This window comes from Actinoplanes palleronii, from assembly GCF_016862315.1.
In the GTDB taxonomy this organism is placed as follows: domain Bacteria; phylum Actinomycetota; class Actinomycetes; order Mycobacteriales; family Micromonosporaceae; genus Actinoplanes; species Actinoplanes palleronii.
The window spans coordinates 1-18,597 of sequence record NZ_BOMS01000045.1; the positions used below are offsets into that span (position 1 = coordinate 1).

At 71.3% G+C, this 18,597-nt stretch carries 24 protein-coding genes; 14 read left to right on the forward strand and 10 right to left on the reverse strand.

From position 1 onward, the window contains the following. Positions 1-334 precede the first annotated feature (334 nt). Together Apa02nite_RS16110 and Apa02nite_RS16115 are read right to left on the reverse strand one after the other, a co-directional pair. A complete protein-coding gene (locus Apa02nite_RS16110) occupies positions 335-1,297 on the reverse strand; it encodes a LacI family DNA-binding transcriptional regulator (RefSeq protein WP_203825663.1) in 963 nt (320 codons plus the stop codon). Positions 1,298-1,319: 22 nt separating this feature from the next. After that, positions 1,320-2,051: an AAA family ATPase gene (locus Apa02nite_RS16115; protein WP_239164346.1), complete on the reverse strand. Its 732-nt coding sequence runs from the start codon at positions 2,049-2,051 to the stop codon at positions 1,320-1,322. Positions 2,052-2,116: 65 nt separating this feature from the next. Between Apa02nite_RS16115 and Apa02nite_RS16120 the strand changes: the two genes are divergently transcribed. Continuing rightward, entirely contained in the window at positions 2,117-2,512 is a 396-nt protein-coding gene (locus Apa02nite_RS16120; protein WP_203825664.1) for a MarR family winged helix-turn-helix transcriptional regulator, read from the forward strand. A gap of 18 nt (positions 2,513-2,530) precedes the next feature. On the opposite strand, the gene Apa02nite_RS16125 is transcribed toward Apa02nite_RS16120, so the two are convergent. Then, entirely contained in the window at positions 2,531-3,499 is a 969-nt protein-coding gene (locus tag Apa02nite_RS16125) for an aldo/keto reductase (protein WP_203825665.1), read from the reverse strand. 62 nt (positions 3,500-3,561) lie between these two features. On the opposite strand from Apa02nite_RS16125, the gene Apa02nite_RS16130 reads away from it, so the two are divergent. From Apa02nite_RS16130 to Apa02nite_RS16150, 5 genes are read left to right on the forward strand one after another with little or no spacing between them, the layout of a single operon-like run. After that, positions 3,562-4,515: an ArsR/SmtB family transcription factor gene (locus tag Apa02nite_RS16130; RefSeq protein ID WP_203825666.1), complete on the forward strand. Its 954-nt coding sequence runs from the start codon at positions 3,562-3,564 to the stop codon at positions 4,513-4,515. Positions 4,516-4,517: 2 nt separating this feature from the next. Next, positions 4,518-5,204 (forward strand): hypothetical protein, encoded by a 687-nt coding sequence (locus Apa02nite_RS16135; protein WP_203825667.1) that lies wholly within the window; start codon positions 4,518-4,520, stop codon positions 5,202-5,204. Next, positions 5,201-5,782 (forward strand): hypothetical protein, encoded by a 582-nt coding sequence (locus Apa02nite_RS16140; protein WP_203825668.1) that lies wholly within the window; start codon positions 5,201-5,203, stop codon positions 5,780-5,782. The genes Apa02nite_RS16135 and Apa02nite_RS16140 overlap by 4 nt, the downstream gene beginning before the upstream one ends. Further along, positions 5,779-6,225 carry a DUF3995 domain-containing protein gene (locus Apa02nite_RS16145; protein ID WP_203825669.1) on the forward strand — a complete coding sequence of 149 codons (447 nt, stop codon included), beginning with the start codon at positions 5,779-5,781 and terminating at the stop codon, positions 6,223-6,225. Before Apa02nite_RS16140 ends, Apa02nite_RS16145 begins: the two co-directional genes overlap by 4 nt. A 4-nt stretch (positions 6,226-6,229) precedes the next feature. Beyond that, positions 6,230-7,042: a CPCC family cysteine-rich protein gene (locus tag Apa02nite_RS16150; protein ID WP_203825670.1), complete on the forward strand. Its 813-nt coding sequence runs from the start codon at positions 6,230-6,232 to the stop codon at positions 7,040-7,042. 16 nt (positions 7,043-7,058) lie between these two features. On the opposite strand, the gene Apa02nite_RS16155 is transcribed toward Apa02nite_RS16150, so the two are convergent. Beyond that, the gene (locus Apa02nite_RS16155) at positions 7,059-7,370 is read right to left on the reverse strand and encodes an EthD family reductase (RefSeq protein WP_203825671.1); all 312 of its coding nucleotides are present in this window, start codon (positions 7,368-7,370) and stop codon (positions 7,059-7,061) included. Between the two features lie 168 nt (positions 7,371-7,538). Here Apa02nite_RS16155 and Apa02nite_RS16160 point away from each other — a divergent pair, with 168 nt between their 5' ends. The 6 genes from Apa02nite_RS16160 (at position 7,539) to Apa02nite_RS16185 (ending at position 10,500) form a co-directional block, all read left to right on the forward strand. Beyond that, positions 7,539-7,826, forward strand: a complete 288-nt coding sequence (locus Apa02nite_RS16160; protein WP_239164347.1) for a winged helix-turn-helix transcriptional regulator — start codon at positions 7,539-7,541, stop codon at positions 7,824-7,826. 98 nt (positions 7,827-7,924) lie between these two features. Next, positions 7,925-8,488: a carboxymuconolactone decarboxylase family protein gene (locus Apa02nite_RS16165; protein WP_203825673.1), complete on the forward strand. Its 564-nt coding sequence runs from the start codon at positions 7,925-7,927 to the stop codon at positions 8,486-8,488. A 32-nt stretch (positions 8,489-8,520) separates the two neighbouring features. Continuing rightward, positions 8,521-8,781 carry a hypothetical protein gene (locus Apa02nite_RS16170; RefSeq protein ID WP_157441565.1) on the forward strand — a complete coding sequence of 87 codons (261 nt, stop codon included), beginning with the start codon at positions 8,521-8,523 and terminating at the stop codon, positions 8,779-8,781. Between the two features lie 45 nt (positions 8,782-8,826). Further along, complete coding sequence (locus Apa02nite_RS16175; protein WP_239164348.1) at positions 8,827-9,303, forward strand: nitroreductase/quinone reductase family protein; 477 nt, start codon at positions 8,827-8,829, stop codon at positions 9,301-9,303. 49 nt (positions 9,304-9,352) lie between these two features. Beyond that, positions 9,353-10,198: an NAD-dependent epimerase/dehydratase family protein gene (locus Apa02nite_RS16180; RefSeq protein ID WP_239164349.1), complete on the forward strand. Its 846-nt coding sequence runs from the start codon at positions 9,353-9,355 to the stop codon at positions 10,196-10,198. 128 nt (positions 10,199-10,326) lie between these two features. Beyond that, a complete protein-coding gene (locus Apa02nite_RS16185) occupies positions 10,327-10,500 on the forward strand; it encodes a hypothetical protein (RefSeq protein ID WP_203825675.1) in 174 nt (57 codons plus the stop codon). 182 nt (positions 10,501-10,682) lie between these two features. Here Apa02nite_RS16185 and Apa02nite_RS16190 read toward each other — a convergent pair whose 3' ends face one another. From Apa02nite_RS16190 to Apa02nite_RS16205, 4 genes are all read right to left on the reverse strand, one after another. Further along, positions 10,683-11,060: a hypothetical protein gene (locus Apa02nite_RS16190; protein ID WP_203825676.1), complete on the reverse strand. Its 378-nt coding sequence runs from the start codon at positions 11,058-11,060 to the stop codon at positions 10,683-10,685. 155 nt (positions 11,061-11,215) lie between these two features. Further along, on the reverse strand, positions 11,216-12,073 hold the full coding sequence (locus Apa02nite_RS16195) for a PHP domain-containing protein (protein ID WP_203825677.1): 858 nt from the start codon (positions 12,071-12,073) through the stop codon (positions 11,216-11,218). A gap of 5 nt (positions 12,074-12,078) precedes the next feature. Next, entirely contained in the window at positions 12,079-12,708 is a 630-nt protein-coding gene (locus tag Apa02nite_RS16200) for a 3-oxoacid CoA-transferase subunit B (protein WP_203825678.1), read from the reverse strand. Next, positions 12,705-13,367 (reverse strand): 3-oxoacid CoA-transferase subunit A, encoded by a 663-nt coding sequence (locus Apa02nite_RS16205; RefSeq protein ID WP_203825679.1) that lies wholly within the window; start codon positions 13,365-13,367, stop codon positions 12,705-12,707. The genes Apa02nite_RS16200 and Apa02nite_RS16205 overlap by 4 nt, the downstream gene beginning before the upstream one ends. A gap of 161 nt (positions 13,368-13,528) precedes the next feature. Between Apa02nite_RS16205 and Apa02nite_RS16210 the strand changes: the two genes are divergently transcribed. Continuing rightward, positions 13,529-14,728, forward strand: a complete 1,200-nt coding sequence (locus Apa02nite_RS16210; protein WP_203825680.1) for an RNA-guided endonuclease InsQ/TnpB family protein — start codon at positions 13,529-13,531, stop codon at positions 14,726-14,728. On the opposite strand, the gene Apa02nite_RS16215 is transcribed toward Apa02nite_RS16210, so the two are convergent. After that, on the reverse strand, positions 14,725-15,900 hold the full coding sequence (locus tag Apa02nite_RS16215) for a thiolase family protein (RefSeq protein WP_203825681.1): 1,176 nt from the start codon (positions 15,898-15,900) through the stop codon (positions 14,725-14,727). The genes Apa02nite_RS16210 and Apa02nite_RS16215 overlap by 4 nt on opposite strands. A gap of 71 nt (positions 15,901-15,971) precedes the next feature. Between Apa02nite_RS16215 and Apa02nite_RS16220 the strand changes: the two genes are divergently transcribed. Next, positions 15,972-16,859 (forward strand): LysR substrate-binding domain-containing protein, encoded by an 888-nt coding sequence (locus tag Apa02nite_RS16220; RefSeq protein WP_203825682.1) that lies wholly within the window; start codon positions 15,972-15,974, stop codon positions 16,857-16,859. A 527-nt stretch (positions 16,860-17,386) separates the two neighbouring features. Here Apa02nite_RS16220 and Apa02nite_RS16225 read toward each other — a convergent pair. Then, positions 17,387-18,583 carry an MFS transporter gene (locus Apa02nite_RS16225; RefSeq protein WP_203825683.1) on the reverse strand — a complete coding sequence of 399 codons (1,197 nt, stop codon included), beginning with the start codon at positions 18,581-18,583 and terminating at the stop codon, positions 17,387-17,389. Between the last annotated feature and the right edge of the window lie 14 nt (positions 18,584-18,597).

Consider the following 18,597-nt stretch of genomic DNA (forward strand, 5'->3'; position numbering starts at 1 on the left):
GAACCGTCCCCCTGGCGGCCGGGGAGGCCTGGCGGCCGGGGAGGCCTGGCGGCCGGGGAGGCCTGGCGGCCGGGGGTGAGGATGTGCGCGGGCCGGGTGGCTGGGGTGCCGGGTGTGTAGGGGAGCGGGGTGGCTGCCGCGACTCGGGGGCTGCGCGGGGTGGGGGTTTGGGTCGGGACCACCCACGGACATTGCCCTGGAGGGGCGAGCGTTTTGGACGCGCCAGCGGCCAGCTCGGCCCGGAAGGGCCCTCGGCGGGAGCGGCGGTCTGTACCCGCCGCCCACCTACGACATCACGATCTTGATTTTGATCTTGACCGAAAGAGACCACGCGTCAGCTTGATCCCCGCACGGTCAGAAGGGTCGGCAGGCGGCCCGGGGCCGGCAGGGCCGGGTCCAGCAGGTGGTGCACGGCGGCCGCGGCCTCGTCCTCGACCGGCATGTAGACCGAGGACAGGTCCGCGGCCTCGGCCAGGGCGCTGCCGTCGAAGCCGACCACCGCGACGTCCTGCGGGACCCGCCGGCCGGCCTCGCGCAGCGCCTGCAGCACGCCCATCGCGGTCACGTCGCACGACGCGAACACCGCGTCCAGCCCCGGGTCCCGGGCCAGCAGCTCCTGGGTCGCCGCATACGCCCGGGCGTGGGTGAAGTCGCCGTCGACGGAGAGCACGGCCCGGGCCACGCCGTCCATCACCCGCAGGAAACCGGCCTTGCGCTCCTGCGCGCACGGGGTGGGCGGGCCGAAGACCGCGCCGATCCGCCGGCGGCCGGTGGTGACCAGGTGCATGGCGGCCTGGTATCCGCCGCCCTCGTTGTCCGGGGCGACGAACGCGACGCCGGGCGCGGACCGGCCCAGCGCGATCGTGCGGCTCCGCCGGGCGTACGCGGCACTCGCCGGGCCCGGCATGTTGATCAGGATCTGGCCGAACGGCGGGTCGGCGTCGACGGCCGGTGCGGTGGACACCCGGCGGACCTCGAGGGAGATGTCCTGGTCGCCGATGGCCCGCAGGGCGCCGGTCAGCACCCGGCCGTAGAACGGTTTGGCGGCCATCGCGTCCGGGTCCGGGTCGACGATCAGGACCTGGACGCGTTCGCGGCGGTTCGCGCTGGTGCGGCCGGTGGCCAGGGCGCGGGCCACGGCGTGCGGCTCGAAGCCGAGCTGGGCCGCGACGGCGCGGACGTGGTCACGGACCTCTTCCGAGGTGCCGTACCGGCCGTTGATCGCCCGGGACGCGGCGGCGCGGGACACTCCGGCCACCCGGGCGACGTCGGCGAGGGTGGTACGCCGGTTCTCCATGGGGGAACGATATCGCCGGCACTCAATCGGCGAGCAGGTGGCGCAGGGTGCGTTGCGGGTCGGACAGGAAATTTCTGGTGACCTGGACCGCGTCGGCCTCGTCGTACGTGACGCGGCGCAGCCGCCCGTCGTCCTCGACCTGCAGGATCGTGGCGCCGGGCAGCGCGAGCAGGATCGGCGAGTGCGTGGCGATCAGCATCTGGGAGCCGGCCTCGGTCAGGTCGTGCAGCCGGGCCAGCGCGATCAGCAGCCCGCGCGGCGACAGCGCCGCCTCCGGCTCGTCCAGCAGGTAGAGCCCGCCGGGGTGGAAGCGGTTCGCGATCAGGTCGAGGAAGGACTCGCCGTGGGAGCGTTCGTGCAGGCTGTGGCCGCCGTAGCCGTCTGCGACGCCGAGATTGTCGATCTCGGTGACCACGTTGTAGAACGACTCGGCGCGGAAGAAGAAGTTGGAGCGTTCCCGGCGTCCGGCCTGCCGGCCCACGGTCAGGTGCCGGCCGAGCGCCGACTCGGTGGACTGGGTGGCGAACTGGAAGTTGCGGCTGCCGCCCTCGGCGTTGAAGCCGGCCGCCACCGCGATCGCCTCGACCAGCGTGGACTTGCCGGAACCGTTGTCACCGGTGAGGAACGTGACGCCCGGGGCGAGATCCAGGTGACCGGTCGCGATCAGGCCGCGCACGATCGGCAGGCGGAAGGGGTACGCCGTGGTGTCGACGTCACGGTCGACCGCGATGTCGCGCAGGAACCGGCCGGTCACCCGCCGAGTGTAGGAAGGATCCACTGGCCGGGAACGGCCGGGGCCCTCACGAGTAGGGTGAGGCGGTGAGCACGACGGACGCGCTGGTGCAGCTCTCCTTCCAGATCCAGCGGATCCTGGCCGAGGCCGGCGCCGAGCGCGACCTGTCGATCGCGCAGTTGCGCCTGCTCGGCATCCTGCGCGACCGCCAGGCCGGCATGCTCCACCTCGGCGGCCATCTCGGCCTGGACCGGTCGGCGATGGCCGGGCTGGTCTCCCGCGCCGAGGAACGCGGCCTGGTGCGCAGCCTGCCGTCCGCGCGCGATCCCCGGGTGGTCCTGGTCGAGTCGACCCCGCGGGGGCGCCGGGTCGCCGAGGAGTGCGCCCGTGAGATCGCGCGTCAGGTCGCCGAGGTTGTCGCCGGGCTGTCCGCGACCGATCAGGCCCTGCTGTCCGCGCTGGCGGCCGGCCCGCTGACCTGACCCGGCCGGGTCATCGGGTCACCAGGCCCACGCCTCCGGGGCCGGGCCGCCGGTGCCGATCGGCGGGAAGATGTCGTCGAGGGTGGCCAGCACCTCGCCGGTCAGCGGCTCCAGCGGCAGGTCCAGCTGCTCTCGGGTACGCGGCCCGAGCACCGTCGCGGTCACCTCCGGGCGGGACAGCAGCCAGCCGATCGCCACCGCGGCCGGGTCCGTGCCGAGCTCCGCGCAGAACTCCTCGAACCGCTGCAGCGCGGCCCGGTGCGGCTCCACCCGTTCCGGCGCGTGCAGCACGCTGCGGCCCGGCACCCCCTCACGCTGTTTGCGCAGCGCACCGGAGAGCGCCCCGAAGTGCAGCGGCGAGTACGGCAGGATCCCGATGCCCAGCTCCGCCGCGGCCGGCAGCACCTCCAACTCGGCGTGCCGGGTGAGCAGGTTGTACTTGCACTGCTCGGACACCACGCCGAGGAAGTTCCGCTGGTCCGCGACGTCTTGCGCCCGGGCCAGGTGCCAGCCCGCGAAATTCGACGATCCGACGTACCGGATCTTGCCTTGCGCGGTCAGGACCTCCATGGCCTGCCAGATCTCCGCCCACCCGGTGCGGCGATCCACATGATGCATCTGGAACAGATCGATCCGGTCGGTCCCGAGCCGGCGCAGCGACGCCTCGCACGAGGCGATGATGTTGCGGGCGGACAGCCCGCGGTCGTTGGGGTCGTCGGACATCGGCGCGTAGACCTTGGTGGCCAGCACGGTCCGGTCCCGGCGGCCGGACGTCGCCAGCCAGGAACCGATGAACCGCTCGCTGAGGCCGTCGCCGTCCTCGCGGCCGTACATGTTCGCGGTGTCCACGAAGGTGATGCCGATCTCGGCGGCGTGGTCGAGGATCGCGTGGCTGTCGGCCTCGCCGAGCTGCCAGCCGAAGTTCATGGTGCCGAGACAGAGGCGGCTGACGGTCAGGCCGGTCCGGCCGAGACGGGTGTATTCCATGACGTCTTTCTGCCACGCCGCCCGGATGGCCCGAAGCCGTTCGACCGTGCTCGAATGGTGGCGTGATCGCCTGGGAGTTCGGGCCGGCCGACGTGGCCGGGTTGCGGTTCGCCCACTCGCCGATGGCCGAGCTGGTGGCCAGCGTGTTCGTGTTGCGCGCCCGGTCGGCGTGGCTGCGTCCGCAGTGGTCGGCCCGGGTCGGCGCGGCCCTCGCCGGGTGGCCGACGTTCCGGGCGGTGCTGTGCGGGCCGCTCGGCTACGCGCCGGACTTCCTCACCCCGGTGCCGCCCGTCGCCCGCCCGCGCCTCGACGACGAACTCGCCCTGATCGCCGCGACCGCGCCGGACCGGGTCGTCGACCAGGTCCTCGCCGGCTGGGCCGGGCACACCGCGCCGGCCGAGATCAACCGGTTCGCGCACGCGCCGGCGGCCGCCCTGGCGGTGCTGCTCGGTGAGATCCGGGCGTACCACGCGACCGCGATCGCGCCGCTCTGGCCCCGTCTGCGTGCCGTCGCCGACGCCGAGATCGCCACCCGGGTCCGGGTCGCCGCCGACCACAGCCCGCGCCGCATGATCGACACCCTGCACCCGCGGCTGGGCTGGGACGGCGCCGCACTGCACCTCCGCTACCCGCACAAACAAGGCAGTTGGTCCGGCGGCGGGCAGGATCTGACGTTGCTGCCGACCGGCTTCGCCGGATCTGAGGTGTACGCCATGACGACCGGCCGCTCCCTCTGGTACGCCCCGGCCGGCTACGGCACCCTGTGGTCGCCGGCCCCCGCCGCACCGGCCGCCGCCCTCTCCGCCCTGCTCGGCCCGACCCGCGCGACCGTGCTGACCCTGCTCGCCGCCCCGCACAGCACCGGCGACGTCGCCACCCGGCTCGGCCTGGCCCCGGCCACCGCGTCGCACCACCTGACCACCCTGCGCGACGCCGGCCTGCTCACCGCGGAACGTTCCGGCCGACGCCTGCTCTACCACCGCACCCACCTGGGTGACCACCTCACTAACCTGTGAGCATGCGGATGCGGTTGCCCACGCCGGCCCTCGGCGTCCTGCTCGTCGCCGGGGCGGTCGCCGTCGTCGGCGCGCTGTTCTCGCTGCCCTGGCCGCTCGGCGCCGGATGGGTGGTGGCGCTGGCCGTGCTGGCGCTGCACCCGCTGCTGGCCCGCCCGGTCCTGCCCGGCCCGCCGCGCCTGCTGCTCGGCGCCGGCCTGCTCGGTCTCGCGCTCGCGGTGCTGTTGCAGGCCTGGACGTTCGCGGCGTTCCGTTCGGCGGTCGACGCGGCGACGCTGGCCGAGCTGGTCGCGCTGGACCACGACCCGGGCCAGTACCGTGCGCAAACGCTGCGCGGGCTGGCCAGCGCGGGTTGCGAGGTGCTGGCGTGCGCCGCGTTCGCCGTCGCGCTGACCAAGCTGCGGCGGCCGGTGCCCGGGCCGGTGCGCACCGGTTTCGCCACCCTGGCGGTCGTCGCGGTGGCCATGACCGGCTTCGCGATCTCGGCGTGGGCCACGACTCCGGAGCCGGTGATGACCGTGCCTGCGGACCTGCCGCCCGAGCTGGCCGCGGAGGTGGCGACCGTGGTGCCGGGCCAGATGATGAGCCTGGACCCGTTCGGCGCGGTCATCATCGGCGTCATGCTCTACGCGACGTTCCAGCTCATCGACGGCTATGCTCGGCCGCCCTTGCTACCGTCCGCCGGGTGAAGACCGATGACGAACTCCTGGAGCTGATCCGGCATGACCAGGACCTCGCCGACCTGCTGGGGCAGACGTGCGAGTTCGACCTCTCGCGCGGGGATCACGGAGCGACCGTCAGTCTGTCGTCCGGCGCTGCACTGGAAGCCGTAGCCGGGGATTTCACCGGTGGAACGTTCTTTCTTTGCGGCGAGCGCCGGCCGGCACGACCGGTGCTGTACGCCAGCTCTGAGTGCCAGGCCGGCCTGATCGGCCGTGACCTCGCCGATGCCCTGGCGATCATGATCGGGCTGCCGTCCTGGTCGGACTGCTTGGGGTTCTCCGGCGACGGTAACCTGGCCGTCATGCGGTCCGCTGCCGAATACCTACGCCGCGACGAAATTGAGAGCCGCCCGGGCGCGGATGCCGAGCGCGAGCGGCTCGCCACGGCGTTGTCACTGACTCTGGCGCCCATTCCGGTCCTGCTGGGTCGGTTGCACGAGACGGTCACCGCCACCGGGCCCGACTTCGTCCTGGCCGAAGGCCCATATGAGTACGAGTCGCTGTTCGGCCCGTTTCTGCCGAGCCGCAATCCGCTGTGGCGATGAGTCATGGCGCGCGGTTCGGGTGGGTGGCGGCGGCCTGGGCGGTCGCCTTCGCCGGGCTGCATTTCTTCTGGGGGCTCGGCGGTGACCTCGGCCTCGCGGTCTCGGCCGGGCCCGACCTGGCCGCCGAACGCCCGGCCTGGTTCGTCGCCGGCGGCCTGTGGGGTGTCGGCCTGCTCTGCCTGATCGGCGCGCTGGTCGGCCGCGCCCTCGCGCGCGGCCGGGCCGGACGTCCGATCCGGATCGCCGGCTACCTCGCCGGTCTGATCCTGCTGGTCCGGGCGGCCACCGTGGAGTTCCTGCTGCTCGGCGGCTCGACGCTGAACGACACGGTCGGCCCGGACCACCGCTTCTGGACCCTGACCGTCTGGAATCCGTGGTTCGCGCTCGGCGGCGTCAGCTTCCTGGCGGCGAGCCTCGCCTACCGGACCCGCCGCGATGCCTGACGCGATGCGCCCCATCGGGCCGGACGATCTGGCACGGGCCGTCCGAGCGCTGGGCGAGACCCTCGAACCACTGCTTGACCGCGACTGGTCAGTCCCGGCCGGCACCCTCGACTGGTCCTGCCGGCAGACCCTGGCCCACATCGGTCACGACCTGCTCGCCTACGCGCTGCAGGTGGCCGGCCAGGCCCAGCACGCCTATCTGCCGGCCGATCTGACGATCCGCGACGAGGCCACCATGGCCGAGGTGCTGACGATCGTCGAAGGCTGCGGCGCCCTGCTCGTCGCCACGCTCCGGGCCGCCGGCCCGGATGTCAGAGCCTGGCATTTCGGACCGTCCGACACCTCCGGGTTCGCCGCGCTCGGCGTCGCTGAGATCATCCTGCATCTGTACGACATCAGCCGCGGCCTGCTGGCCCCGTGGTGGCCCCCGGCGAAGTTCAGTTCGCGGGTGCTGGCCCGGCTCGCCCCGGACGCCACCGCCGAACAGCAGCTCGCGACCGGCCGGCGGCAGCATTCCACGCAGGTGCTGCTCCGCTACACCGGCCGGGTCGGCGATCCGGTCCCGTGGCGCTGGCAGGTGCCCCCGGTTCCTCCGCTGGTCGCGGCGCCGCGCTGCACCTGCCCGTGCTGCGGCCACGTCACCCTGATGGCTCGTGGCGCGTTCGAGATCTGCGACGAGTGCTGGTGGGAGGACGACGGCCAGGACGACCACAACAGCGCGGACGTCCACGGCGGCCCGAACGGCTCGTTGAGCCTGGACGAGGCCCGCCGCCAGTACGTCGCCAAGGGCCGGGGCCGGGCGCTGCGCCCGCGGTAGTGCACCGGGCCCGGGCTCAGCCGGTGCCTTCCTGCGCCGGATAGTTGATGACGACCGCACCACCGGTGGCGTAGTTGGCGACATCGGCGGACACCCGCCGGCCCTCCGGCGACGCCATCGCCGCGCCCATCGCCGCGGCGTCGGCGAACTCGGCCTCGAAGACCGCGAAGTACGGCGTCGGCCCCTGCGCCGCTGCCACGTCGAAGCTGTAACGCCACGCGAGCAGGCCGGGCAGCTGCGTGACCAGCGGGAGATGGGTGGTCACGTAGTAGTCGCGGAAGTGGTCGGGATCGGTGGGCTCGGGATACAGAACCACCAGCTTGTGCATGCCAACCTCCGTGCCAGCACTCGAGCCCGCCGGGTGCTTCGGAATTCGAATCGGTCGACTCGGAAGTTACTGTGTCGGATACCGAATCATCAAGTGGGGCGGGATGACGCGATGACGACACCCCGGCCGGGACGGCCGGTACGAGGATCGAGTACCGGCCGTCCCCTGATGGCCGCCCTCGATCTGTTCGGGCGCCGCTGGAACCTGCGCATCATCTGGGAGCTGCAGCACGGGCCGGTCGGCTTCCGCGCGTTGCAGCAGCGCTGCGACAACATGTCCTCCAGCGTGCTGCGGCAGCGGCTGACCGAACTGCTCGACGCGCACCTCGTCGCCCAGCAGCCGGACACGACCTACGGTCTCACCGAGCTCGGCCACGACGCCTGTCTGGCGCTGCGCCCGCTGGCCCGGTGGTCCGGCCGATGGGCCGGCGTCATGGCCGAGGACGGCGAGGCGTAGCAGCCCTGGTGCTTCGTAGCTGTGGTGCTTCGTAGCTCTAGTGCTTCGAAAAGAGAATCGCTATGGTGCTTCTGAATCCGAATCACCGGAGCGTGGCCATGGCTCGTCTACCCGCGTTGGAACCGCCGTTCACCACCGACGTCGCCACCCGGCTCGCCGCGATGATGCCGCCCGGCGCGCCGCCGATCGGGCTGTTCCGCACATTCGCCAAGAACCTGCCGATGACCGCCGCCATGAGCCCCTGGGGCGGCTACGAACTCAGCCGGCAGCTGTCCCTCACGCTGCGCGAGCGCGAGATCGTCATCCTCCGCACCTGCGCCCGCTGCGGCTGCGAATACGAGTGGGGTGTCCACGTGATGGTCTTCGCCGGCCGCGCCGGACTGACCCGGTCCGAGATCGCCTCGCTCACCCACGGACACGCGGACGACTCATGCTGGACCGCCGGTCGGGAACGAGCGCTCATCCAGGTGGCCGACGCCCTGCACGACGCATCGGACATCAGCGACGAGCTCTGGGACTCCGCCCGTGCGGTTCTGGACGAGCCGCAGCTGCTGGACCTCCTCATGCTCTGCGGGTGGTACCACGCCATCAGCTTCGCCGCCCGGGCCACCCGCGTCGACCTCGAGCCCGGCGCGCCGCGCTTCGCCGACGTCACGCCCTGACCGGCCGCCTACTGGTCGATAGGCTGCCGGGCGTGATGGAACCAGCGGAGCGGGCCAGGCGGGTCGGGGTTCTGACCACGATGGCGGGGACCATGCTCGCCGCGGGCGCCGACCCCGACCAGATCGCGCGGGAGCTGCTGCGGCGCACCGACTCCCCGATCTCGGCGATCAAAGCCGTCGCCGATGCCACCGGGATGGGTCTGGGTGACGCCAAGGAGGTGGTGCACCGGAACCTGGCTCCACCGGTCCGGGAGGCCGCGGAGCAGCTGTGGCGGGACCTGCTCGACTCGTAGGGCGGGTGCTTGCCGCGGCTTCCGTCGTACGGAAAAGTCTGTGTCATGGCGGATGAACGCTCACCTGGTGCCGGCAGAGCCCAGACCCTGGCCCTGCAGGGCGTCGCCAATGCGATCGTGCGGGTGTTGCTGCGGGTGCCCGTGGTGTCGCGGGGGATCGGCAAACGCCTGGTCACGCTGTATGTGGTCGGTCGCAGGTCGGGCAAGCGGTACACCGTTCCGGTCGCCTACACCCGGCACGAGGGCGCGCTGCTGATCGGGACGCCGTTCGGGTGGGGCCACAACCTGCGCACCGGGGAGCCGGTGGAGGTCCGGTTCCAGGGCCGCCGGCGGGTGGCGGACGTGGTGGTGCACACCGATGAGGACGCGGTGGTCCGGGACTACGCGGTCATCGCGCGGGACAACCGCAACTTCGCCGGCTTCAACAAGATCGGCTTCGCCGCGAACGGCGACCCGGACCCGGCCGACCTGCACCTCGCGTGGGCCGCGGGAGCCAGGTCGTTCCATCTGCGACTGCGCTGATCTCTCCTCTCTCGGTGGAGCGTTGACAATGACGGTCGGGTTGGTCGCGGTGACAGGGACTTCGGGCCGGGTCGGCGATGCCGTCGCGCGAGCCCTCGAAGCCGTCGGCTGGACGATCCGTGGCGCCGACCTCGCACCCGGCCCGCGAACCGCCATCGTCGGTGACCTGCGAGACCTGCGGGTCCGTCGCGCCCTCGTGCACGGAGCCGACCTCATGATCCACGCGGCGGCCCTGCACGCCCCGCACGTCGGCCGGGTCGCCGACGCGGAGTTCCGGTCGGTCAACGTCGACGCCACCGCCGCCCTGCTCCGTGATGCCGAAGCGGCGGGCGTGCGCCGGGTCATCTACATCAGCAGTACGAGCGTCTACGGCAACGCCTTGGTCCCGACCGACCGGGCGGTCTGGGTCGACGAGCAGCTCCCGCCGCAGCCCCGGGACATCTACGACGAGACGAAGCTCGCGGCCGAGGCGTTGGTCGCCGCGGCCTCGATGCCGTCGGTGACCCTGCGGATCGCCAGGTGTTTCCCCGAGCCGCTGCCGGTGCTGGCCACGCGTCTGCTGCACCGCGCCGTGCTGCTCACGGACGTCGCCGCCGCGGTGGTGAACGTGGCGGCCCAGGACACGGTGACCGGCGTGTTCAACATCGCCGGCCGTTATCCGTTCACCCGAGCTGATGGTGTCGCCCTGCATGACGACGCAGCGGCGGTGATCGCCGAACGCGCTCCGGAGGTCGCGGCAGAGTTCCAGGCGCGGGGCTGGCCGTTGCCCAAGACCATCGACCGCGTCTATGACTCCGGGGCGGCGATGGCCGCTTTCGGATATCAGCCCACGGAGGCCGTCCTGCGACTGCTTCGTGAGCCCAGGAACGGTGAAGCCCCCACCCCATCGCCGTAAGCAAATGAGAATGGCGCCAAATTCATCGGATCCACCGTGTCGAGCGGGGGGACTCGAGGCGGGTAGCTCGCTCCGACATCGGCTATATCGTGTCGGAGTATCAAAGCCACTGAACCAGGAGTCACCCTGTGTCCGATAGCCCTGCTCCGTGCGGCGACGACGTCCCGGACAACGTCGACAACCTCATGCTTCTCAGTCCCGAGCAATATGAGGCGTTGCTGGAGGCGCGCGAGGGACAGCAGCACGATTTGAGCCGCGCGCAGGTGGAGGCGGTACTGAAGGCCGCCAAGGAACGATCCTGAAACGGGCCGTTCCATCAGCCTCATCAGGTGAAAGAGGCGTGCGGGCTGTTCGGCGACCCGGCCCGGCGGGAAGAGACCCGGCCGGGTTTGCTCGACTTGCTCGAATCCGAGATTCCCGTGGATGACCGCGTGGACGCCCTCATCCGGTCGTACGGCGACGCGTTGTTCGAGCGCGGACGGCTTCAGCCGGAGAAGTCGAAGCCGACGTATTCGCGGCCCTCGGCCTTCATGTAGAGCTGCCACTGATCCCCGGAGGAGACGTGGGGGAGCAGGCGGTTCCAGGCGCCGCCGTCCTCCAGGTACACCCATGGGCCGCAGCGGTAATTGCGGCCCGAGCTGTACTCCAGGCACGCCTTCGCGTACGTGATGTACTCGACCTCGGTCAGTTTCATCCAGATCGAGGTGCAGCCGTCCGGCACGAAGTTCGGGGCGCCGGAGTTGCTGCGGGACGCGCCGAGATAGAGTCCGCCGGTGTTCGAGTTACTCTGGCATTCGTAGTCGCCGGGGCTGGCGGCGCTTGCCGATGATGGCACGGTCAGCGCCATTCCCATTCCGGTCACCGCGACTGCCATAGCGCTGGAAAACAGTTGTCGCATCCCCATGTCGTACCGCTCCCGATCGCCTGTTGAAGCGCCGAATTCCTAAGCGCCAACATACGGGCTACGTGTGATCGACAGGCGATTGTCACCCGTCCGGTCAAACGTCGTCACCCGGGTCAGGCGCTGCGGCGGGAGGCGCGTCCCCACAGGTCGTAGGCGGTGCGGCCGGGGCGGAAGCCGTGCGCCTCGGCCATCGCTACGGCCTCCGGGAAGCCGTTGGCGACCAGGTCGGGGCGGTGGGCGTCGCTGCCGAAGCTGACCGCGTCGCCGCCCTCCTCGTGCCACCATTTCAGGATGGTGGCGTCCATCGGGATGCGCGTGTTGATTTCCAGGGCGCGGCCGGATGCGGCGGTGGTGCTCAGGGCGTACCGAAACTCTTCTTCGAACAACGCCGGGTTGAACGGCCCGGACCGGTCGGCGGGCCAGGACCGCAGCGGATAGTCGATGTGCGCCAGAATGGCGAACGGCTCATTGCCGGCGACCATGCGCGGGATTTCGGCGAGGTATTCGCGGACCAGCTCGAAAGGGTCGCGGTGCGGGTAGAGCGCCCACGGCTCGCCGTAACCGTCGCCGTCGGGCAGGCAGTGCAGCGAGCCGAGAACGCGGTCGAACTTTCCGGCGGCCAGGATCGCCGCGACCTGCTCGGCGTGCCAGTGCGGTTCGCCGACCTCGAGGCCGCTGAGGATCCGCAGGCCGGGGAAGCGGTCCCGGCACTCGTCGACGGCGGCGAGGTAGCCGGCCACGTCGAAGGGCGGCGGGTGGACCAGGCCGTCCGGGTCGGCCGCGGCGGTCAGCTCGGCACTCATGTACGGACCGGACGTCGGCGCGGGCCAGCTGATGTGGTCGAGGTGCTCGGTGAACGCGATCACCGGCAGCCCCACCGCGACGGCGCGCTCGCACGAGCCCACCATGTCCCCGGCCGTGGTGTCCCAGGACCATTCGGTGTGGACGTGACTGTCCGCCGGTAACGCCATGCCGATCATGATAGTAGGGGCACCCCGAGCCGCTCGCGGAGCTCCTCGCGGGAGATCCCGTACGTCTCCCGCACCACCACCCCGCCCGCCGTGATCAGGAACGTCGCCAGATCGGTGTAGACCCGGTCGACGCAGCCCAGCCCGGTCAGCGGATACGTGCACTCCGGCACCAGCTTGGCCGACCCGTCCTTGGCGAACAGCGTCATCATCACGTACACGCTCTTCGCGCCGACCGCGAGATCCATCGCGCCGCCCACCGCCGGGATCGCGTCCGGCTCGCCGGTGTGCCAGTTGGCCAGGTCGCCGCGGGCCGACACCTGGAACGCGCCGAGCACGCAGACGTCCAGGTGACCGCCGCGCATCATCGCGAACGAGTCCGCGTGGTGGAAGTACGACGAGCCGGGCAGCTCGGTCACCGGCACCTTGCCGGCGTTGGTCAGATCCGGGTCGATCGCGTCGCCGGTCGCGGCCGGGCCCATGTTGAGCATGCCGTTCTCGGTGTGCAGCACGATCCCGGCGTCGGCGGGCAGGTGGTCCGCGACCAGGGTCGGCTGCCCGATGCCGAGGTTCACGTACGATCCGGGTTCGATGTCCCGGGCCACCAGGGCGGCCATCTCGTGCTTGTTCAGGCTCATGCGGCCACCACCCGGTCGACGTAGATGCTCGGGGTCACGATCACTTCGGGGTCCAGCTCGCCGGTCGGGACGATCTCGTTCACCTGGGCGATCACCAGGCCGGCCGCGGTCGCCATCACCGGCCCGAAGTTGCGGGCGGTCTTGCGGTAGACGAGGTTGCCCATCCGGTCCGCGCGGTGCGCGCCGATCAGCGCCACGTCGCCCTTGATCGGGAATTCCAGGACGTACGTCCGCCCGTCGATCTCCCGGGTCTCCTTGCCCTCGGCGAGCGGGGTGCCGGCGCCGGTCCGGGCGTAGAACGCGCCGATCCCGGCACCTGCCGCGCGCATCCGTTCGGCCAGGTTGCCCTGCGGCACGACCTCCAGTGCGATGCGCCCGGCCCGGTACAGACCGTCGAACACCCACGAGTCCGCCTGGCGCGGGAAAGAGCAGATCATTTTTCGTACGCGTCCCTTGGCCAGCAGCGCGGCCAGCCCGGTGTCACCGTTGCCGGCGTTGTTGGACACGACGGTCAAGTCGCCGGCGCCCTGCTCGATCAGCGCGTCGATCAGGTGCACCGGCATCCCGGCCATCCCGAACCCGCCGATCAGCACGGTCGAGCCGTCCCGGATCCCGGCGACCGCCTCGGCGGTGCTGTCACAGATCGTCGTGGCGCTCATGCACTTCCTTCCATGGAGGCCCTCGCCCTTGGTCGTGAGGTGAAAGTGGAACTCCTGCGCAGCAGGTCAGGTGTAACTCATCCACCATTGAATGAGGATGTCATTAGACGAGATGTCGTGCGACTAGACTTGTGCTACTGCCCCGAGGTAGCTTGTCCGGCATGTCCAACGAGACGGTGCGCTACACCTATCGCTTGCGGCCCAGCCGCATGGCGCAGACGGCGCTGCTCGCGGAATGGGGCCGCTGCCGTTGGCTGTGGAACGAGGCGGTGCACCAGCAGAGGACCGGGTGCAAGCCGACCCTGTGCAAGCTGTCGAAGCTGTTGACTACATCCCGGGGGCGAAACGCTTGGTTGCGTGAGGGATCGCAGGTCGCCCAGCAGCAGGCGCTGCGTACCTACATGAGCGCCCTGCACTCCTCGTTCACCGTCAAAGGCCGCGGTCGGCCGAAGGTCAAGAAGCTCAAGAAAGTGCTGCCGAGTTTGGAGTACACCACTCGGGGTTTCCGGATTAAGGACGGCCGGTTGTGTCTGCCGGCCAAGGTCACGATCCCGGTGGTGTGGTCGCGTGAGTTGCCGTCCGAACCGAGCAGTGTGCGGGTCTACCGGGACAACCTGGGATATTGGTACGCGTCGTTCGTGGTCAGGCGCGAGGCGGTGCTCCCGGCCGGGGCGGACGGCGCCGCGATTGGTATTGACTGGGGTGTGAAGAGCACTGCGACGACCACGGATGCCCGGTTCGATCTTCCACACCTCGGGCACCGGAAGCGCTGCGCGGCGCAGCGGGCGAAGGCGCAGCGCCGAATGGCCCGTCGTCGGCGTCCGGAGGGTTTGCCGCTGTCGAAGGGTTATCTGCGGGCGAAGCGGCAGGCGGCCCAGATCGAGAAGAAAGCCGCCCGGCAAAACAAGCACGATGCCCGGCAGTGGGCGGCCCGTGTGGTCGAGGGGCATCATCTGATCGCGGTCGAGGACTTCAAGCCGAAGTTCCTGGCCAAGACCCGGATGGCTCGCAAAGCCGCCGACGCAGCAATTGGGGCGTGCAAACGAGAGCTGATCTACATGGGTGTGCGGGCGGGCCGGACGGTGGTGCCGGTGCCGCCCGCATATACCACGATGACCTGTTCCGCGTGCGGTGCGAGAGCCAAGCAGCGCCTCGGACTGGGTATCCGTGTCTTCGTCTGCGCGGTCTGCGATTACACCGCAGACCGTGACGTCAACGCCGCGAGGACGATCCTCGTCACGGCTGAGCGTATCCGTGCCAGTGCCGACGACATCAGACATGCGATCACCTTCTTCCGAGACGGTGGATCGGGTGCAGTCCGAGCTGGGAAGCCCCCGGATTTATCCGTAGGGCGCCGTTAAGCCACGTTCTCCAGCACCACGGCGAGGGCCTGGCCGACGCCGATGCAGATCGCCGCGACGCCGTAGCGGCCCTGGGACTCGATCAGTCGCGCGGCCAGGGTGCCGAGGATCCGGCCGCCGGACGCGCCGAGCGGGTGTCCGATAGCGATCGCCCCGCCCTTGGCGTTGACGATCTCCGGGTCGATGTCCCAGGCGTCGACGCAGGCGAGCGACTGCACCGCGAACGCCTCGTTCAGCTCGACCGCGGTGACGTCGTCCCAGGTGATCCCGGCGCGGGCCAGGGCCCGGTCGGCGGCCTCGACCGGCGCGTACCCGAACATCGGCGGCTCGACCGCGGCCACCCCGCGCCCGGCGATCCGCGCCAGGGGCGCCCGGCCGATCCGGTCCGCGGCCTGCGCCGAGCCCAGCACCAGCGCCGACGCGCCGTCGTTGAGCGGCGACGCGTTCCCGGCGGTGATCGTGCCGGTGGCCCGGAACGACGGCTTCAGCCCGGCCAGCTTCTCGGCGGTGCTGCCCGGCCGGATCCCCTCGTCCCGGTCCAGGTCACCGACCGCAACGGTCAGGTCGGCGTAGAACCCCTCGTCCCACGCCTTCGCGGCCAGCACGTGCGAGCGCGCGGCGAACGCGTCCTGCCGCTCCCGGGAGATCGAGAACTTCTCGCCGAGCATCTCGTTCGCCTCGCCCAGCGAGACCGTCCACTCCTTCGGCATGTTCTCGTTGATCAGCCGCCAGCCCAGTGTGGTCGAGACCGCGGTGACGTTGCCGGCCGGGAACGCCCGCGACGGCTTCGGCAACACCCACGGCGCCCGGGTCATCGACTCGACGCCGCCGGCCACGATCACGTCGGCGTCACCGGACTCGATCGCCCGGGAACCGATCATCGCGGCGTCCAGCGACGAGCCGCACAGCCGGTTGACCGTGGTCGCCGGCACCGACACCGGCAGCCCGGCGAGCAGCACGGCCATCCGCCCGACGTTGCGGTTGTCCTCACCGGCCTGGTTCGCGCACCCCCAGACCACGTCGCCGATCGCTGCCGGGTCCAGGTCGGGGATTTTTTTCAGTACGCCCTGGAGCGCGGCCGCGGCCAGGTCGTCCGGTCGCTCCCCGGCGAGGGCGCCGCCGAAACGACCGAACGGGGTGCGCGCCGCGGCGTAGAGGTAGGCGGAGTTCATGCCGTTCACGGTAGGCCGCCCGTACCGATTGACTCCAATACTGAATCACGCGCCATTGATAACCTCAGTGCATGGAACTGCGGCACCTGCGGTCGTTCGCCGCCCTCGCCTCGGAACGGCACTTCGGCCGCGCCGCCGAACGCCTGCACATCGCCCAGCCCGCGCTCTCCCAGCAGATCAAGCAGCTGGAGCGGGAACTCGGCGTCGAACTGGTCACCCGCACCACCCGCCGGGTGGAGCTGACCGAAGCCGGTCACCGCTTCGCCGACCACGCCCGCACCGTCCTCGGCTCGGTCGACCGCGCCGCCTCGGAGATGGCCCTGGTCGCCGCCGGCCAGGCCGGCCGGGTGTCGGCCGGCTTCATCGGCACCGCCACCTACGACCTGCTGCCCCAGGCCACCCGCTCGGTCCGCCACCAGCTCCCGGACATCCGCCTGGAGCTGCACGGCGAGCTCCTGAGCCCGGTGTTGCTCGAGGGCCTGCTCACCGGCACCTACGACCTGGTGGTGCTGCGCCCGGACGGCATCACCCGCCCCGAGGTGAACGTCCGGACCCTGCGCTCGGAACCCTTGGTGGCGGTCCTGCCCGACCGTCACCCGCTGGCGGCGCGCCCGTCCATCGACCTCGCCGAGCTGTCCGCGGAACCGTTCGTGACCCACCCGTCCGGCCATCGGTCGTCCATGCACGACCACGTCCTGACCGCCTGTGCCGCCGCGGGCTTCCACCCCACGTCGATCATGGAGGTGGGGGAGACGGCGACGCTGGTCGTCTTCGTGGCGGCGGGCCTGGGGGTGGCGCTGGTCCCGGCCCCGGTGCGGAGTCTGGCCCTGGAGGGCGTCGCCTACGTCCCCCTCACCACCCCACCCACGATCGACCTGGCCCTGATGACCCGCGCCGACGAGACCTCCCCAGCAGTCCACCAGGTAGCCACCATCATCACCCAACTGAGCCACCCCTGACCCACCAGCGAGGCCCATGGACGATGACCGCTCGCCGGTGTTTGTAGCGGTCGTGAGGCGACCGTGGCCGCTCACCGGTTCGGCCGGGCGACGTGATGCCACGACACGCGCTCGCCCGCCGTGATCAGCCGGTGTCAGCAGCCCAGCTGGCCGTGACGGCCGTTATGGAGCCGGATAAGGGCCGTCACGCCCAGCTGATGCTGCCCGGCTGGGCCTGGTGGCCGTTGTGGCGGCGGATAAGGGCTGTCACGGCCAGCTGAGGTTGTTCGGCTGGTGCTGAGGGCCGTTAAAACGGCCGTGAGGGGACCGTGAGGACCAGCCGGGGCCGCAACGCGCGCTGCTACCGCCCCGGAGCGCGGCACCGCGACGTACCGTGTGCGCTCACCGCCCCCAGAAGACCCGGACCAGCCCACTTGCCGGGACCACCGCCCACGTTGCGGGACGACCGCGCCCCGGCTCGGCCGCGACCGACGTGTCAGACCGCGCCCGGCCACCGCGACTGGCGCATCAGGCCCCGGCCGCGCGCATCAGCCGAACGGGGCCTTGGCTGCCGGGGAGCGGCGCCGGACCGCCAGCCCGACCGCCAGCCCCAGGCCCACCGTGCACACCCCGGACAACAGCAGTGTCGTCCGGCCGCCCAGCACCGCCACCATCGGGCCGCCCAGCAGCGTGCCCACCGACGTCGCCGGAACGGTCAGCGCCGCCCGCGCGGCCAGCACCCGGCTCAATGCCTCCGGTGGCGTCCCCCGCTGGAACAACGCCGTGGAGATCGCCGTGTACGGCCCGTAGATCAGCCCGCCGAACGCCAGCCCGAGCATCCCCGGCAGCACCGCGTCGGTGAGCCCGAGAGGCAGCAGCGCCGCACCCCACCCCACGATGATCACGACGACGACATAGGCCGGCGGGAACCGGGACAGCAGCCCGGAACCGAGCGCCCCCACCGTCGCGCCGACGCCGAACACCGTCCAGTACAACCCGAGCAGGCCCGCCGAGCCGTGCAACTCCGTCGCCACGTGCACCGGCAGCGCCACTTCCACCGGGCCGTACAGGAAGAAGAAGATCATGGTGACCACGAGCAGGCCGAGCAGTCGCGGACGGGCCCGGACCAGCTGCCACACCCCGGTGGCCGACTCGGCGGGCGGCGCGACCTGCTGGGCGCGCCGCGACACCGACCAGGCGGCGACGGCGAGGACCGCGAAGCTGAGCGCGTCCGCGCCGATCACCCAGCCGGGGCCGGCGAGCCCTGAGACCAGACCGGCGATGGCCGGGCCGACCACGATCGAGGCTTGGGTGAACGTGGACAGCAGCGCGTTGCCGGCCACCCGCTGCTCGTCCGGCAGCAGCTCGGCGACCAGGGTGTATGCCCCGGCGCTGCCCCAGGCGTGCAGCAGCGAGGAGACCGCCAGCAGCACGACGTAGCCGACCGGGTCGAGGAGGCCGGTGATCGCGAGGGCGCTGATCGTACCCAAGCAGATGGCTCTCAACGTGGCATCGGTCGCGACCAATCGGGCGGCCCGCAAGCCACGCATGAAGCGGGACAGCAGGGCCGCGCCGATCGAGGCGGGCAGGGCGTAGGCCGCGACCGCGAGCCCGGTCCACACGCCGGCCTGCCCGGGCGGGGCGATCCGCACCGCCAGCCAGGCGACCGCGACCAGGCTCATCCCGTCGCCGAGCGCGGAGACCAGCAGGCCCGGCACGACGGGGTGCCGCAGCAGTTCACGCATCCGCTGATCGTCTC

Coding starts and splice junctions, on each gene's coding strand:
- Apa02nite_RS16110 (WP_203825663.1), bottom strand. CDS start 1,297: ATGGAGAACCGGCGTACCACCCTCGCCGACGTCGCCCGGGTGGCCGGA.
- Apa02nite_RS16160 (WP_239164347.1), top strand. CDS start 7,539: ATGGCCGCCCTCGATCTGTTCGGGCGCCGCTGGAACCTGCGCATCATC.
- Apa02nite_RS16215 (WP_203825681.1), bottom strand. CDS start 15,900: ATGAACTCCGCCTACCTCTACGCCGCGGCGCGCACCCCGTTCGGTCGT.
- Apa02nite_RS16135 (WP_203825667.1), top strand. CDS start 4,518: ATGCGGATGCGGTTGCCCACGCCGGCCCTCGGCGTCCTGCTCGTCGCC.
- Apa02nite_RS16205 (WP_203825679.1), bottom strand. CDS start 13,367: ATGAGCGCCACGACGATCTGTGACAGCACCGCCGAGGCGGTCGCCGGG.
- Apa02nite_RS16195 (WP_203825677.1), bottom strand. CDS start 12,073: ATGGCGTTACCGGCGGACAGTCACGTCCACACCGAATGGTCCTGGGAC.
- Apa02nite_RS16150 (WP_203825670.1), top strand. CDS start 6,230: ATGCGCCCCATCGGGCCGGACGATCTGGCACGGGCCGTCCGAGCGCTG.
- Apa02nite_RS16225 (WP_203825683.1), bottom strand. CDS start 18,583: ATGCGTGAACTGCTGCGGCACCCCGTCGTGCCGGGCCTGCTGGTCTCC.
- Apa02nite_RS16210 (WP_203825680.1), top strand. CDS start 13,529: ATGTCCAACGAGACGGTGCGCTACACCTATCGCTTGCGGCCCAGCCGC.
- Apa02nite_RS16165 (WP_203825673.1), top strand. CDS start 7,925: ATGGCTCGTCTACCCGCGTTGGAACCGCCGTTCACCACCGACGTCGCC.
- Apa02nite_RS16175 (WP_239164348.1), top strand. CDS start 8,827: ATGGCGGATGAACGCTCACCTGGTGCCGGCAGAGCCCAGACCCTGGCC.
- Apa02nite_RS16125 (WP_203825665.1), bottom strand. CDS start 3,499: ATGGAATACACCCGTCTCGGCCGGACCGGCCTGACCGTCAGCCGCCTC.
- Apa02nite_RS16145 (WP_203825669.1), top strand. CDS start 5,779: ATGAGTCATGGCGCGCGGTTCGGGTGGGTGGCGGCGGCCTGGGCGGTC.
- Apa02nite_RS16155 (WP_203825671.1), bottom strand. CDS start 7,370: ATGCACAAGCTGGTGGTTCTGTATCCCGAGCCCACCGATCCCGACCAC.
- Apa02nite_RS16220 (WP_203825682.1), top strand. CDS start 15,972: ATGGAACTGCGGCACCTGCGGTCGTTCGCCGCCCTCGCCTCGGAACGG.
- Apa02nite_RS16200 (WP_203825678.1), bottom strand. CDS start 12,708: ATGAGCCTGAACAAGCACGAGATGGCCGCCCTGGTGGCCCGGGACATC.